Below are 14868 nucleotides of genomic sequence, written 5' to 3'. Positions count from 1 at the left end.
TGCCCATGCGTCACCTCACTTCTGAAACGAAACACGCTCAGGAAGCCACCGCGCGATGAAGACTCGCGATGACTGCCCAGAGAACTGGTAAGCGCCCAGCTGTGTGTTTCAACCGAGGTGGTCTCGACGGCGCGTCGTGACCGAAGCGCATGGGGTGCGTACCCGGTTTAAGTCGGCGCAAACCGTCCGGGTGGACGGCTGATCGGCGGCGCCTCGCGACCGTCTCGGACTTGTCAGACCCTCGGCCTATTATCGAACCTATGTTCGAATATGCGTTGGCGTCGCGGCCCACCCCGGAGTCGGCGGTGTTGCTGGCTCGGGTGCGTGAGGCGGGGCGTGCCGAGGCGCGGGCGGCCGCGGAACGGCTTGTGGCGGTGGGGGACTTGCTGGTGTTGCGGTGCCGCGATTCGGGGGAGCGGGCAGACTGGGCGGCCGATGCGTGGGATGCGGTGGCCGCGCAGGTGGGTGCGGCGTCGGGGTGCAGTGTGGCGATGGCGCACAGCTATTTGCGGTATGCGATGGCGATGCGCGAGCGGCTGCCGCAGGTGGGTAAGGCGTTTGCCGCCGGGGATATCGACTATCGGGCGTTTCAGACGATCGTCTTTCGCACCGATCTGATCACCGATCCAGAGGTGATGGCGCGGGTGGATGAGCGGTTGGCGGTGGTGATCTCCCGGCGCCCGTCGCTGACCCGCGCCGGGCTGGGCGCCGCGGTGGACCGGGTGGTGGCGCTGGTGGATGCCGATGCGGTGCGCCGGGCCAAGGAGGCGGTCGACGATCGGTTTGTCGAGGTCCAAGACAACGAGTCGGGGATGGCGTGGCTGACGGGCAGCGTGTTCGGCGCCGACGGGCACGCGCTGGATCGTCGCCTCGATGAGTTGGCCGCCGGCGTGTGTAGCGCCGATCCGCGCAGCCAGCGGCAGCGCCGCGCCGACGCGCTGGGTGCGCTGGCCGCCGGGTCGGACCGGTTGGGATGTCAATGTGGGATGCCGGCGTGTCCTGCCGGGGCGCGCACCACGAGCTCGGTGGTGATCCATGTGGTCGCCGAGGCGGCCACGGTCGCCGGGCGCGGCGCGGCCCCGGGGGTGTTGCCCGGCGTGGAGGGCCTGGTGCCGGCCGAGGTGGTTGCCGAGCTGGCCGGCTCGGCGAGGCTGGTGCCGGTGAGCGCCCCGACGCAGGCCGAGCCGCGCTACCTTCCGTCGGCGCGGCTGGCCGACTTCGTGCGGTGCCGGGATTTGACGTGTCGGGCGCCTGGGTGTGATCGGCCGGCCGTGGACTGCGATATCGACCATACGATCCCCTACGCCGATGGCGGTGCGACGCATCCGTCGAACCTGAAATGCCTGTGCCGCCAACACCATCTGCTGAAAACGTTCTGGGGCTGGCGCGATGAGCAGTTGCCCGATGGCACCCTGATCTGGCGCCTACCCGACGGACACAGCTACGTCACCACCCCGGGCAGCGCGCTGCTGTTCCCCAGCCTGAGCAGTTGCCCGATGGCACCCTGATCTGGCGCCTACCCGACGGACACAGCTACGTCACCACCCCGGGCAGCGCGCTGCTGTTCCCCAGCCTGTGCGCGCCCACCGGCGACCTGCCGGCCCCCGCGCCCGGCACCCAGCGCTGCGGCGAACGCAGCGCGATGATGCCGCTGCGCACCCGCACCCGCGCCCAGAACCGGGCCCAGCGCATCGCCACCGAACGCCACCACAACCGCCAAACCCGACTAGCCACCCAACCCACCCAAACCGGCCCCGCACCCCCAGACGACGAACCCCCACCCTTCTGATTGGGTCAGACGGATTTGGTGACGCCGACGTAGGACAGCACCACGTCGGATTCGTCGGTCCTTTGGGTCAACGTCGCGTAGGACCGGATGAACGACTGACCCACGCATCCATCGATTTTGACGTGGAATCCGGTGACGATGACCCGCGGATTCGGGCCCGTGAACTCTTTCTTGGCCACCGGCACTTCGACTACGACACCGGGCTTTAGGCCCACGGTGATCAAGCCGCCCATCGGGGTGGTGATCAACGGCACCGGCGTCGGCGTACCGGCAAACACGCCCGCCAAGCCCAAGCCCGGGGTTACGCCGGCGTTGCCACCGAGGGTGACGCCGTTGGAGGTGCTCATGTCGATTCCGCAGCCGATTTCGTAACCCACCTCGAGGACGCCGCGGGGCTGTTCGAGCCCGTCCAATGAGGCGGCGAACGTTCCGCGGGCGAGGTATTCGCGAGACGAGATTGCGGTGGTCAACGGTGCTATGGGAACTTGCGACTCGTCCCTCGCCGCGAGGGAAAGGGTCCAGCCTTCGGGCGTTGTGTAGGTCACCGGTTCAGACGAGGGCACCCGCCCGTCGTCCGACGTCACCGCGGCGGCGTTTTCGGCGTCGGGATCGGCCGCCGTCGGCGGAGCCGAGATCACTGAAACGACGACGCACAACGCGACCATCGCAGCGCGACGAACGACCACGGCTATCGGCCACACATGCGACACCGTATGTACGGCCCGATTCCGGACGCGGAATTTGCTGGTCGACCCGTCGAAGTCGTTGTGCGTTCGTAATCGTTACGGAATATAGGTCCGGGAGTCGGGGGATCGACGAAGATGGTTCCACCTAGGCTCCAACGCCGTTGGCATGTATGGCGAGAACCGATTCGCGCGGTGTCGGTAGCCGGATCGCCCGGAAGCACATCAACAACGGCCCCAGACCCGGCGGCGCCGGACGGCGCCGGACCCGGGTCGAAGGTCCACCCGCACGAGTGCAACGGTTGGCCGCCGCCGGCTAAATCGCCTGGCCAGGACCACCGAGCCCGCGGGTGTGCCATGATGTCGGAGCTGTCAAGACATTTAGGGAGCGGCCGTGGATCTCAACTTGTCGATTGTCACGCGACCGGTCGAGCGCCTGATAGCTACGGCGCAGAACGGGCTCGAGGTCTTGCGATTGGGGGGCTTGGAAACCGGCACCGTGCCGTCGCCGTCTCAGATCGTCGAGAGCGTACCGATGTACAAGCTCCGACGTTATTTCCCACCCGATAGCCGGCCAGACAAGCCGCGGGTCGGCCCGCCGGTGCTGATGGTGCACCCGATGATGATGTCGGCGGACATGTGGGACGTCACGCGCGAGGACGGCGCGGTCGGCATCCTGCACGCCAACGGGCTGGATCCCTGGGTCATCGACTTCGGCGAACCCGACAAGGTCGAAGGCGGCATGCGCCGCACCCTGGCCGACCACATCGTCGCGCTCAGCCAGGCGATCGACACCGTCAGGGACGTCACCGGAAGCGACATCCATCTGGTCGGGTATTCGCAGGGTGGCATGTGGTGCTACCAGGTCGCCGCGTACCGGCGTTCGAAAAGCCTTGCCAGCATCGTCACCTTCGGTTCGCCGGTGGACACTCTGGCCGCCCTGCCGATGGGCATCCCGGCGAACTTCGCCGCGCCCGCCGCCAACTTCATGGCCGACCACGTCTTCAGCCGGTTGGACATCCCCAGCTGGATGGCGCGCACCGGCTTTCAGATGCTCGACCCGCTCAAGACCGCCAAGGCGCGGGTGGACTTCGTGCGCCAGTTGCACGACCGCGAGGCGCTGCTGCCTCGCGAACAGCAGCGCCGGTTCCTCGAGCGCGAAGGCTGGATCGCCTGGTCCGGTCCGGCGATCTCCGAACTGCTCAAACAATTCATCGCCCACAACCGGATGATGACCGGCGGCTTCGCCGTCAACGGGCAGATGGTCACGCTCACCGACATCACCTGCCCGGTGCTGGCCTTCGTCGGCGAGGTCGACGACATCGGGCAGCCAGCCTCGGTGCGCGGCATCCGGCGGGCGGCCCCGGACGCCGAGGTGTACGAAAGCCGGATCCGCACAGGGCATTTCGGCCTGGTCGTCGGATCCAAGGCGGCGCAGCAGAGCTGGCCGACCGTCGCCGAATGGGTGCGGTGGCTCTCCACCGGCGGCGACAAGCCGGACAGCATCGACCTGATGGCCGACCAGCCCGAGGAGCACACGGACAGCGGCGTCGCGCTGAGCTCCCGGCTCGTGCACGGCATCGGGGAGGTCTCCGAGGCGGCGGTGGGCATGGTGCGGGGCGCAGCCAACACGGTGGTCGCGGCCAACAAGTCGATGCGCACCCTGGCCGTCGAAACGGCGCGCACGCTGCCGCGGCTGGTCCGGCTGGGACAGATCAACGACCACACCCGAATCTCCCTGGGCCGCATCATCGACGAACAGGCGCACGACGCCCCGCAGGGCGAGTTTCTGCTGTTCGACGGGCGCGTGCACACCTACGAGGCCGTCAACCGGCGCATCAACAACGTGGTCCGCGGTCTGATCGAGGTCGGGGTGCGGCAGGGCGACCGGGTCGGCGTGCTGATGGAGACGCGGCCCAGCGCGCTGGTCGCCATCGCCGCGCTGTCCCGGCTGGGCGCGGTCGCCGTCGTCATGCGGCCGGACGCCGACCTGGCGGCGTCCGTCCGGCTCGGGGGAGTGACCGAGCTGCTGACCGACCCCACCAACCTGGAGGCGGTGCTGGCGTCGGGCCGCGATGGGCTGCGGCAGGTGCTGGTGCTCGGCGGCGGCGAATCGCGGGACCTGCACCTGCCCGACGACAGCGACGTCATCGACATGGAAAGGATCGACCCGGACGCCGTCGAGCTGCCCGGCTGGTACCGGCCCAACCCGGGGCTGGCGCGGGACCTGGCGTTCATCGCGTTCAGCGCGGCCGGCGGCGAGCTGGTCGCAAAGCAGATCACCAACTACCGGTGGGCGGTGTCGGCGTTCGGGACCGCCTCGACCGCGGCGCTGGACCGCCGGGACACCGTGTACTGCCTGACCCCGCTGCACCACGAGTCGGCGCTGCTGGTGAGCCTGGGCGGCGCGGTGGTCGGCGGCACCCGCATCGCACTGTCCCGCGGCCTGGACCGCGACCGGTTCATTCAAGAGGTGCGGCAGTACGGCGTCACGGTGGTGTCCTACACCTGGGCCATGCTCCGCGAGATCGTCGACGACCCCGCGTTCGTGCTGCACGGCAACCATCCGGTGCGGCTGTTCATCGGGTCCGGCATGCCGACTGGCCTGTGGGAGCGGGTCGTCGACGCGTTTGCGCCCGCCCATGTCGTCGAGTTCTTCGCCACCACCGACGGACAAGCCGTGCTGGCCAATGTGTCCGGCGCCAAGGTCGGCAGCAAGGGCCGCCCGCTGCCGGGCGCCGGGCGCATCGAGCTGGCCGCCTACGACGCCGAACAGGACCTGATCCTGGAGAACGACCGTGGCTTCGTCCAGGTCGCCGAGCCGAAACAGGTCGGGGTGCTGCTCGCCGCCTCCAACGGCCCGATCGATCCCACGGCGTCGGTCAAACGGGGGGTCTTCGCCGCCGGCGACACCTGGATCTCGACCGAGTACCTGTTCTACCGCGACGACGACGGCGACTATTGGTTGGCGGGCAGGCGCGGCTCGGTGGTCCACACCGCGCGCGGCCTGGTGTATCCCGAACGGGTCACCGACGCGGTGGCGTGCATCAACGGCGTGGACCTCGCGGTCACCTACAACGTGCCGGTGGGTGACCGCGAGGTGGCGGTCGCGGCGGTTACGCTGCTTCCGGGGGCCACCATCACCGCGGCCGACCTGACCGACGCCGTGGCCAAGATCCCCATCGGCGTGGGTCCCGACATCGTCCAAGTGTGTCCGGAGATGACATTGAGCGCGACCTACCGTCCGACCGTCAGCGCCCTGCGCGCGGCGGGAATTCCCAAGCCGGGGCGCCAGGTGTGGTACTTCGACGCCGAGGGCAACTTCTTCCGGAAGCTGACCCCGAGCGTGCGGGCCGAGCTGAGTGGGCGCTCGGATGGTTGACGATTCACTGCTGCAAATCCTGGTCTGCCCGGCCGACCGGGGACCGCTGCTACTCGTGGACGACGAGTTCCTGTACAACCCGCGGCTGCGGCGCGCCTACCGCATCGAGGACGGCATCCCGGTGCTGCTCATCGACGAGGCCCGCGACGTCGACGAGGACGAACACGCCCGGCTTATGGCACAAGGCCGTCCGGCAGATCCCCGGTGAGGTAGCGCTGCAGGTTCGGCGCGATGGTTTGCGCGACCTGCTCGGCCGGTAGCGACGCGAACGGCTCCAATCGCAGGATGTAGCGCGCCATCACCACGCCGACCAGTTGCGACGCGACGAACTGGACGCGGATCAGTCCGCTCCCGGGCGGATTGTCAACGCGCGGACCCACTTCCACCCCGATCACGTCCTCGATGAACGTGCGGAACAGGTTGACCTCCGAGCCGGCCAGGATGGACCGCAGCGTCGCGATGAAACCCGTGCCCAGGTCGGAATCCCACAGCGGCAACAACATCGACGGCAGCCGGTAGCCCACTTCCTCGATCGGCACGTCGCGCAGCGGGCCGATGATGTCCATCGGGTCGATCGGGATGTGGACGGCGGCGGCGAACAGCTTCTCCTTGGTGCCGAAGTAGTGATGCACCAGTGCCGAATCCACACCGGCCGCGGCCGCGACCGCGCGGATCGATGTATTGCCGATGCCGTTGGTGGCGAACAACTCTCGGGCGCTGGCCAGGATGCGGTTGCGGGTGTCGGAGCCGCCGGCCGGCCGCCCGGGCCGCCTGCGCCCGGTGTTTGAGATCGCCACTAGGATCCCCCGCGGCGACCCGCCGCGCCCGGCTTCGCCGCGCTTGCGATCGCCACGCTTGCGATCGCCACTATGGGGTCCGCCGACGCAGCGTCGCCGCGGCCAGGGCCAGCGCGATGAGCGCGGAGCCGAGCACGACGACGATGTCGCGGCCCGCGATGTAGGTCAGCTGCGGGTGCGCACCCACCTGCTGCAGCGCCTCCAAGGCGTAGCTGGCCGGCATCACGTTGCTGACCCACTGCAGCCAGTGCGGCATGAGTGCGCGCGGCACGATGATGCCGGCCAGCAACAGTTGCGGCACCATCACCAGCGGGATGAACTGCACGGCCTGAAACTCGGTGCGCGCGAAGGCGCTACACAGCAGGCCCAGCCCCACACCGAGCACAGCGTTGACGATCGCGATCGCAAACACCCACGCCGGGCTGCCGGCGGTGTCGAAGCCGAGCAGCCAAAACGACACGATGCACGCCAATATGGCCTGTGCCGCAGCGGCCACCGAGAAGGCGCTGCCATAGGCGATCAGCAGGTCGAGCCGGCGCAGGGGAGTGGTCAGGATGCGCTCCAACGTCCCCGACGCCCGTTCCCGTTGCATCGTGATCGCCGTGATGATGAACATCACGAACAGCGGGAAAAGGCCGAGCAGGATCAGGCAGGCGTTGTTGAACGGCGCCGGCGTGCCGGGCCGGTGCGGCGCGTTCTGAAACATGAAGTACATCAACGTGATAACCAAGACCGGCACGAACAGGATCATCGCGACGCTGCGGTGGTCGGCCGCCAGCTGGCGCAGGATCCTGGCCGTGGTGGCGGTGTATCCCTTGAGCCCTAACCGGCTTGGCGCATGGTGTTGCGCTTGATGATGGACAGAAACGCGTCCTCCAGTGACGTGCATCCGGTGTCCTCTCGTAGTCGGTCCGGGGTGGTATGCGCGAGCAGGTGACCGTCGCGCATCAGCAGTAGGTCGCCGCAGTGGTCGGCTTCGTCCATGACGTGGCTGGACACCAGCAGCGTGGTGCCGGCGCGGGCGAGATCGGCGAACTGGTCCCAGAGATCCGCGCGCAGTACGGGATCCAAGCCCACCGTGGGCTCGTCGAGCACCAGCAGGTCGGGCTGGCAGACCAGCGCGCACGCCAGCGACACCCGGGTGCGCTGACCGCCGGAAAGGTTGCCGCAGAAGGCGGTTCGGTGATCATCCAGCCCGACCCGCTCGATCGCGGCATCGGCGGCCTGGCGGTCGAAACCGTACAGCGACGCGAAGTAGCGAACGTTGTCGACGACTCGCAGGTCGTTGTAGATGGTCGGGTCCTGCGGCAGGTATCCGACCCGTCGGTGCAGCGAGGCCGACCCGGCCGGATGGCCGAGCACGGTGACGGTTCCCGAGGTGACGATCTGGGTGCCGACGATGCACCGCATCAGCGTGGTCTTGCCGCAGCCGGACGGGCCGAGCAGGCCGGTGATGCTGCCGCGCCCGATTTGCACCGAGAGATCGTGCAGTGCGGGGCGCTTGCCACGTATCACCCGCAGGTGGTCGATCCGGACGGCCTGGTTCGCGATTAATTCATCACGTGATGAAGTCATCATATGATGAATATCGTCCTCTAGCGAGGCGCTGTCAAGGGTCTACGGGGAGCGTTCGGGCGAACCCGGGCGGCGCTGGGGCAGGTGCCCGTGCACGCCCTCGGCGTAGGCGGTCTCGGCGTGCTGGGTGAGGTCCACGCCGGTGGTCTCGTCCTCCGCGCTGAGCCGGAAACCCATCACCCGGTCGATCACCTTCGCCAGCACGAAGGACACCGTGAACGCGTACAGCGCGACGACGACGATCGCCAGCGCCTGCTTGCCCAGCTGGGCGAAGCCGCCCCCGTAGAAGAGGCCCCGCGGGCCCGACGTCATGACGGCCGTGGCGAGGAGCCCGATCAACGACACCCCGACGACGCCGCCGACGAAGTGCACGCCGACCACGTCCAGCGAATCGTCGTAGTTGAACCGGAATTTCGCGCTGACCGCGAACGAGCACACGATGCCCGCCGCGAGACCCACGACCGCCGCGCCGAGCGTGTTGACCGTTCCGCACGACGGCGTGATGGCGACCAGCCCGGCCACCACCCCGGACGCCGCGCCGAACGTGGTGGGCCGGCCGTCGCGGACCTGTTCGACCGAAAGCCAGCCGAGCATGCCGAGGCAACCCGCGACGAGTGTATTGAGGAAGATGGCCGCCGCGGTCCCGTTGGCCGCCAGCGCGGAGCCGGCGTTGAACCCGAACCAGCCGAACCACAGCAGGCCGACGCCGAGCAACACGAGCGGCAGATTGTGCGGCCGCATGGCTTCCTTCTTGAAGCCGATTCGGGGCCCCAGCACCAGCGCCAGGGCCAGCGCCGAACAGCCGGACACGATCTCGACGACGAGTCCGCCCGCGTAGTCCAGCACGCCCAACTTGGCCAGCCAGCCGCCGGGCCCCCACACCCAGTGCGCCACAACCGAATACACGACGACCGTCCATACCGGAACGAACACCATCCACGCGGCGAACTTCGCCCGGTCGGCGATGGCGCCGCTGACCAGGGCGGCCGTGATGATCGCGAACGTGACCTGGAACGTGGCGTACAGAAGTTCGGGAACCGCACCGTGCGCGGTGTCCGGGGTGATGCCCAGCATCCCGACGTGCCTGAGATTGCCGACGAACCCGCTGGCCCCGTCCTCGGAGAACGCGATGGTGTAGCCGAGCAACAGCCATGCCACCGTGACCAGCGGGATGGAGATGAAGCTCATCATGATCATGTTGAGCACGCCGGTGGTGCGGACCATGCCGCCGTAGAAGATCGCCAGGCCGGGCGTCATCAGGAGGACCAGCGCGGTGCTGGCCAGTAGCCACGCGGTGGCGGCGGGGTCGATCGGATGCATGATGCGTGCTCCTTCACAGGTCCCAAGACACCGGGATACTGCCATGGAAGCGCTGCCGGTAGGTTCGGTGGGTGGCCGCAAGCCAGCTGCTCGTCGACCCCGTCGCGGCCGCGCATCGGCTACTCGGCGCCACCCTCACCGGGCGGGGCGTCAGCGCCGTCATCGTGGAAGTCGAGGCGTACGGCGGCGTTCCGGACGGTCCATGGCCGGACGCCGCGGCCCACTCCTATCGCGGCATCAGCGGCCGCAACGCGGTGATGTTCGGACCTCCCGGCCGCCTCTACACCTATCGCAGCCACGGGATCCACGTCTGCGCCAACGTTTCCTGCGGGCCGGACGGGACCGCCGCGGCCGTCCTGTTGCGGGCCGCCGCCCTCGAGGACGGCACCGACACGGCGCGCACCCGGCGCGGCGAGCTGGTTCGCGCGGCCGCGCTGGCGCGCGGTCCCGGCAATCTGTGTTCGGCTCTCGGAATCACCATGGACGACAATGGGATTGACCTGTTCGACCCCGCCAACCCGGTGACCCTGAAACTCAACGAGCCGCTGACTCCCATGTCCGGCCCGCGTGTCGGGGTCAGCCAGGCCGCCGACCGGCCGTGGCGATTGTGGCTCCCCGGCCGCCCCGAAGTGTCGGCATACCGGCGCAGCCCGCGGGCGCCGGCCCCCGGCGCCAGCGACTAGTGGCGATCGCAAGCGCTGCGTAACCGGGCGTAGCGGGTCGCCACCATCGGACTAGGCCGCAGCGGGCACGTCGGGTTGGGCGACCGCGCGAAACGCGGGATCCACCCGCCGCGCCAGGAACACGAACGCCACGGCCAGCAGCGGCGCGACTGCACTGTATATCGCGGCCGGCGTGGCCATCTCGGCGCTGTTCAGTAGCTGCGGACTCAACGCGACGCCCATCGCCACCACGGCGTTGTGCATACCGACCTCCAGGCTGACCGCGACGGCCTGCCGCGGAGCCAGCCGCATGAGGCGCGGCGCCAGATAGCCGACCGTCAGGCTCACGGCGCAGAAGGCCACGACGGCTCCGCTCAGCAGGCCGAGGTTGTGCCACAGCGTCGTTCGCCCGCCGGCGATGGCCCCGAGCACGGCGAGGACGAGCAGCGTGAGCGCGACGATTCGCACCGGTTTCTGCAGTCGCCGGGCCAGTTCGGGGAAGCGGTGGCGGACTGCCACCCCGATCGCAATGGGAACGATGACCAGGCCGATCACCGCGAAGAACTTTTCCGGCTGCAGCGGGAGAAACCGCCCTTCGCCGAGGAACCACGTCATCGACACCGCCAGAATCGCGGGCAACGCCACGATGGACAGCACGGCGTTGATCGCGGTCAGCGTGAGGTTGAGCGCGAGGTCGCCGTTGAAGAGGTGGCTGAGGATGCTGGACATCGTCCCGCCGGGGGTGGCGGCCATCAGCATCAACCCGACGGCCAGGTGGGGCTCGAGGTGGAAGGCCTCGGCGATGGCCAGGCACAGCGTCGGGAGCAGCAGCGACTGGCAGACGAGCGCGACGACCAGCGGTTTGCGAAGCGTGGCGGCCCGCTTGAAGTCGTCGACCGTGAGCGTCAGCCCGAGCGCGAGCATGATGATCACGACCACCAACGGCCAATATCGGTTGTCCATGACGCTCCGCGTTGTTTGGTGAGCTGAGGGGAAAGGCGATGGCGCGACGATGCGCCGCGCCGTTAGCTTGCCTTATCGGGCAGCGCAGGAGCGAATCCTGGCCGCGGGACCGACTAAAGTCGGCGGCGATGTCTTCCGGGATCCTTGACGAGCTGGACTGGCGTGGGCTGATCGCGCAGTCCACCGACCTCGACGCGTTGGCCGCCGAGGCGCAGCGCGGGCCGTTGACGGTGTATGCCGGCTTCGACCCGACCGCGGCCAGCCTGCACGCGGGGCACCTGGTGCCGCTGCTGGCCCTGCGGCGTTTCCAGCGCGCCGGCCACCGTCCGATCGTGCTCGCCGGCGGCGCCACCGGCATGATCGGTGACCCGCGGGACGTCGGGGAGCGCTCCCTCAACGAGGCGGACGTCGTCGCCGACTGGACCGAGCGCATCCGCGGGCAGCTCGAGCGCTTCGTCGACTTCTCGGATTCTGGGGAATCGCCGACGGGCGCGGTCGTCGTCAACAACCTGGACTGGACGGCCCCGCTGTCGGCCATCGAGTTCCTGCGTGACCTCGGCAAGCACTTCTCGGTCAACGTCATGCTGGATCGCGACACCGTCCGGCGGCGGCTGGAGGGCGAGGGCATCTCCTATACGGAATTCAGCTACATGCTGTTGCAGGCCAACGACTACGTCGAACTGCACCGCCGGTACGGCTGCGCGCTGCAGATCGGCGGCTCCGACCAGTGGGGCAACATCATCGCCGGCGTGCGGCTGGTCCGCCAGAAGCTGGGCGCGACGGTGCACGCCCTTACCGTCCCGCTGGTGACCGCGGCCGACGGCACCAAGTTCGGCAAGTCCACCGGCGGCGGCAGCCTGTGGCTGGACCCGGCGATGACCACCCCCTACGCCTGGTACCAGTACTTCTTCAACACCGCCGACGCCGATGTGATCCGATACCTGCGCTGGTTCACCTTCCTGTCGGCCGACGAGCTGGCCGAACTGGAACAGGCCACCCAAGAGCGCCCCCAGCAGCGGGCCGCCCAGCGCCGGCTCGCCCGCGAACTGACCGTGCTGGTGCACGGCGAGGCCGCCACCGAGGCGGTCGAGCACGCCAGCCGGGCGCTGTTCGGGCAGGGCGAACTGGACCGGCTGGACGAGGCGACGCTGTCGGCGGCATTGCGCGAGGCCTCGGTCGCCGAGCTGAAGCCCGGTGGCCCCGACGGGATCGTCGACCTGCTGGTGGCCAGCGGCCTGTCCGAGAGCAGGAAGGCGGCGCGCCGCACCATCGGCGAGGGCGGGGTGTCGGTCAACAACATCCGGATCGACAGCGAGGAGTGGGCGCCGCAGCCCTCGGACTTCCTGCACGGCCGGTGGCTGGTGCTGCGCCGCGGCAAGCGCACCGTCGCCGGGATCGAAAAGGTCTAAAACCGCACCCGCAAAACGCGTTGCTGCGCAAACCTTTACCGCACCGTGTTGCGGTTGTGACCCGCACAGGCCAGGGTGGTCACGATGACGGCTTCCCGGCGTGTGGAACGGTCCCTGCTGCGCGTGCCGATCCTGGTCGCCTGCGTGGCGGCCCTGGCCGCCCAGCTGGCCGCGCCCGTCAGCGCCGACATGCGGGGCAACGCGTTCCTGATGGCGCTGACCAACGCCGGGATCACCTACCCGCACCCGGCCGGCGCCCTGGCGCTGGGCCAGTCGGTCTGCCCGATGATCGTCACGCCGGGCCAGTCCTTCGACTCGGTCGCCGCCGAAATGTCCGAGCGCAGTGGCCTGGGCTACGAGTCGGCCGGCCTGTTCACCATCGTCGCCGTCGCCAACTACTGCCCGGCGGTGATAGCGCCGCTGCTGCAGAACCGGCTCACGGCGTACTAGCGCGCCGGGCCCCCGTATCCTCGGCTGCGTGGTCGACGACAGGCAGCGGCAGCGGGGCGAACGGCGCCCGCGCCCGTCCGGCAACTGGTCGGGCCCGGGCCGCGCGCGGCCGGCCCAGCCGCAGCAGCCCGACGGCCACCGCACGCCGGAACCCGGGCCACCGATACCGCCGGGCGTGGAGGCCCGGCAGCTGGCGCCCGAAATCCGGGGCGAGCTGAGCACCTTGGACCGGGCCACGGCCGACGCGGTGGCGCGCCACCTAGTCGCCGCGGGTGAGTTGCTCGACGAGGACCCGGAGGCCGCGCTCAGTCATGCCCGCGCGGCGCGCGCCCGATCCAGCAGGATCGCCGCGATTCGTGAGGCGGTCGGCATCGCCGCCTATCACTGCGGCGACTGGGCCCAGGCGCTCGCCGAATTGCGTGCAGCCCGCAGGATGGGCAGCAAGTCCAACCTGCTCGCCCTGATCGCGGATTGCGAACGCGGGCTTGGCCGCCCGGAGCGGGCGATCGAACTCGCCCGCGGACCGGAGGCGGCCCAGCTCCAGGGCGACGACGCCGACGAGCTGCGCATCGTCGCGGCCGGCGCGCGTGCGGACCTCGGCCAGCTGGAGCAGGCGCTGACCGTCTTGTCCACGCCGCAGCTGGATCCCGGCCGCCGGGGCTCGACGGCGGCGCGGTTGTTCTACGCCTACGCGGACACGCTCCTGGCGCTCGGGCGCAATGATGAAGCGCTGCAATGGTTCCTGCGCTCGGCCGCCGCGGACGTCGAGGGCGTCACCGACGCCGAAGACCGGGCCAGCGAGATCGGCTGAGATGACCAGCGTTGCACGCCAATACGATTGCCTGCTGCTCGATCTGGATGGGACATTGTTTCGCGGTCGCCGGCCCACCGAGGGTGCCGTGCAGGCGCTGGCCGAGGTAAAAGGCCGCGCGTTCTTCGTCACCAACAACGCGTCTCGCAGTGCCGCCGAGGTCGCGGCGCACCTGACCGAGCTCGGCTTCACCGCCACCGCCGACGACGTCGCCACCAGCGCGCAGAGCGCGGCCCGGCTGCTGGCCGACCGGCTGCCGGCGGGGTCACCGGTGCTGATCGTGGGCACCGACGCACTGGCCGACGAGGTCAAGACGGTCGGGCTGCTACCGGTGCGCCGGTATGACGACGACCCCGTCGCCGTCGTGCAGGGCCTGTCGATGACGATCGGCTGGCCGGACCTCGCCGAGGCCGCGCTCGCCATCCGGTCCGGCGCGCTGTGGGTGGCGGCCAACGTCGATCCGACGCTGCCCACCGAGCGGGGCCTGCTGCCCGGGAACGGCTCCATGGTCGCCGCGCTGCGCGCGGCCACCGGCGCCGAACCCCAGGTCGCCGGAAAGCCGGCGCCCGGGTTGCTCACCGACGCGGCGGCCCGGGGCGACTTCCGCGCGCCCCTGGTGGTCGGCGACCGCCTGGACACCGACATCGAGGGCGCCAATGCGGCCAACCTGCCCAGCCTGATGGTGCTGACCGGCGTCAGTTCGGCCCGGGACGCCGTGTACGCCGATCCCGTGCACCGGCCCACCTACATCGGCCACGACTTGCGCGCCCTGCACCAGGACGGCGAGCGGCTCGCGGTCGGGCCCCAGCCGGGCTGGCGCGTCGACGTCGACGAGCGGGCGGTAACCGTCAGCGGCGACGGGCCCGACGACGGTGACGGGCTCTCGATCGTGCGCGCGGTCGCCAGCGCGGTCTGGGGTGCGCCGTCGGACGGACGGCCGATCAGCATCGAGGCCGCCGACGATCGGGCCCGCACCGCGTTGCAACGCTGGTCGTTGGTGCGCAGCGACTGACGGATGACTAGCGTA

The 14868-nt window shown here is 69.5% G+C and carries 13 protein-coding genes and 1 pseudogene; 8 read left to right on the top strand and 6 right to left on the bottom strand.

The genetic code is table 11. The features are described 5' to 3' along the window. Positions 1 to 260: 260 nt before the first annotated feature. Positions 261 to 1789: pseudogene (locus H7J89_RS01135) on the top strand (HNH endonuclease signature motif containing protein). Between the two features lie 5 nt (positions 1790 to 1794). Here the strand turns inward: H7J89_RS01135 and H7J89_RS01130 are convergent. Further along, entirely contained in the window at positions 1795 to 2475 is a 681-nt protein-coding gene (locus H7J89_RS01130; protein ID WP_264035943.1) for an MspA family porin, read from the bottom strand. A 391-nt stretch (positions 2476 to 2866) separates the two neighbouring features. Here H7J89_RS01130 and H7J89_RS01125 point away from each other — a divergent pair, with 391 nt between their 5' ends. Beyond that, positions 2867 to 5854, top strand: a complete 2988-nt coding sequence (locus H7J89_RS01125; RefSeq protein ID WP_264035732.1) for an acyl-CoA synthetase — start codon at positions 2867 to 2869, stop codon at positions 5852 to 5854. Further along, positions 5847 to 6062, top strand: coding sequence for a Trm112 family protein (locus H7J89_RS01120; protein WP_264035731.1), 216 nt, complete (start codon positions 5847 to 5849; stop codon positions 6060 to 6062). The genes H7J89_RS01125 and H7J89_RS01120 overlap by 8 nt, the downstream gene beginning before the upstream one ends. On the opposite strand, the gene H7J89_RS01115 is transcribed toward H7J89_RS01120, so the two are convergent. The 4 genes from H7J89_RS01115 to H7J89_RS01100 form a co-directional block, all read right to left on the bottom strand. After that, positions 6028 to 6651, bottom strand: coding sequence for a TetR/AcrR family transcriptional regulator (locus tag H7J89_RS01115; RefSeq protein WP_264035730.1), 624 nt, complete (start codon positions 6649 to 6651; stop codon positions 6028 to 6030). The two genes, H7J89_RS01120 and H7J89_RS01115, sit on opposite strands and share 35 nt — an antisense overlap. 70 nt (positions 6652 to 6721) lie before the next feature. After that, positions 6722 to 7540 (bottom strand): ABC transporter permease, encoded by an 819-nt coding sequence (locus H7J89_RS01110; RefSeq protein WP_264035729.1) that lies wholly within the window; start codon positions 7538 to 7540, stop codon positions 6722 to 6724. Further along, on the bottom strand, positions 7474 to 8229 hold the full coding sequence (locus H7J89_RS01105; protein WP_264035728.1) for an ABC transporter ATP-binding protein: 756 nt from the start codon (positions 8227 to 8229) through the stop codon (positions 7474 to 7476). The genes H7J89_RS01110 and H7J89_RS01105 overlap by 67 nt, the downstream gene beginning before the upstream one ends. A 39-nt stretch (positions 8230 to 8268) precedes the next feature. Then, positions 8269 to 9546, bottom strand: coding sequence for an ammonium transporter (locus H7J89_RS01100; protein WP_264035727.1), 1278 nt, complete (start codon positions 9544 to 9546; stop codon positions 8269 to 8271). A 71-nt stretch (positions 9547 to 9617) separates the two neighbouring features. Between H7J89_RS01100 and H7J89_RS01095 the strand changes: the two genes are divergently transcribed. After that, positions 9618 to 10229 carry a DNA-3-methyladenine glycosylase gene (locus H7J89_RS01095; protein ID WP_264035726.1) on the top strand — a complete coding sequence of 204 codons (612 nt, stop codon included), beginning with the start codon at positions 9618 to 9620 and terminating at the stop codon, positions 10227 to 10229. Positions 10230 to 10280: 51 nt separating this feature from the next. On the opposite strand, the gene H7J89_RS01090 is transcribed toward H7J89_RS01095, so the two are convergent. After that, the gene (locus H7J89_RS01090; RefSeq protein WP_264035725.1) at positions 10281 to 11171 is read right to left on the bottom strand and encodes a bile acid:sodium symporter family protein; all 891 of its coding nucleotides are present in this window, start codon (positions 11169 to 11171) and stop codon (positions 10281 to 10283) included. 128 nt (positions 11172 to 11299) lie between these two features. On the opposite strand from H7J89_RS01090, the gene tyrS reads away from it, so the two are divergent. The 4 genes from tyrS to H7J89_RS01070 all read left to right on the top strand — a co-directional run bounded on the left by tyrS (position 11300) and on the right by H7J89_RS01070 (position 14853). Further along, positions 11300 to 12580: a tyrosine--tRNA ligase gene (tyrS, locus tag H7J89_RS01085; RefSeq protein ID WP_264035724.1), complete on the top strand. Its 1281-nt coding sequence runs from the start codon at positions 11300 to 11302 to the stop codon at positions 12578 to 12580. A gap of 75 nt (positions 12581 to 12655) precedes the next feature. Then, positions 12656 to 13030: a DUF732 domain-containing protein gene (locus tag H7J89_RS01080; RefSeq protein ID WP_264035723.1), complete on the top strand. Its 375-nt coding sequence runs from the start codon at positions 12656 to 12658 to the stop codon at positions 13028 to 13030. Between the two features lie 28 nt (positions 13031 to 13058). Next, positions 13059 to 13841: a tetratricopeptide repeat protein gene (locus H7J89_RS01075; protein WP_264035722.1), complete on the top strand. Its 783-nt coding sequence runs from the start codon at positions 13059 to 13061 to the stop codon at positions 13839 to 13841. A 1-nt stretch (position 13842) separates the two neighbouring features. Then, complete coding sequence (locus H7J89_RS01070; protein WP_264035721.1) at positions 13843 to 14853, top strand: HAD-IIA family hydrolase; 1011 nt, start codon at positions 13843 to 13845, stop codon at positions 14851 to 14853. Positions 14854 to 14868 lie beyond the last annotated feature (15 nt).

The sequence above is a fragment of the Mycobacterium paraffinicum genome (genome assembly GCF_025822865.1).
GTDB lineage: Bacteria > Actinomycetota > Actinomycetes > Mycobacteriales > Mycobacteriaceae > Mycobacterium > Mycobacterium paraffinicum.
Note: the sequence above shows the minus strand (reverse complement) of the source record. Positions and strands in the feature narration are given on the sequence as shown.

Coding starts and splice junctions, on each gene's coding strand:
- H7J89_RS01100 (WP_264035727.1), bottom strand. CDS start 9,546: ATGCATCCGATCGACCCCGCCGCCACCGCGTGGCTACTGGCCAGCACC.
- tyrS (WP_264035724.1), top strand. CDS start 11,300: ATGTCTTCCGGGATCCTTGACGAGCTGGACTGGCGTGGGCTGATCGCG.
- H7J89_RS01105 (WP_264035728.1), bottom strand. CDS start 8,229: ATGATGACTTCATCACGTGATGAATTAATCGCGAACCAGGCCGTCCGG.
- H7J89_RS01070 (WP_264035721.1), top strand. CDS start 13,843: ATGACCAGCGTTGCACGCCAATACGATTGCCTGCTGCTCGATCTGGAT.
- H7J89_RS01090 (WP_264035725.1), bottom strand. CDS start 11,171: ATGGACAACCGATATTGGCCGTTGGTGGTCGTGATCATCATGCTCGCG.
- H7J89_RS01110 (WP_264035729.1), bottom strand. CDS start 7,540: ATGCACGTCACTGGAGGACGCGTTTCTGTCCATCATCAAGCGCAACAC.
- H7J89_RS01120 (WP_264035731.1), top strand. CDS start 5,847: ATGGTTGACGATTCACTGCTGCAAATCCTGGTCTGCCCGGCCGACCGG.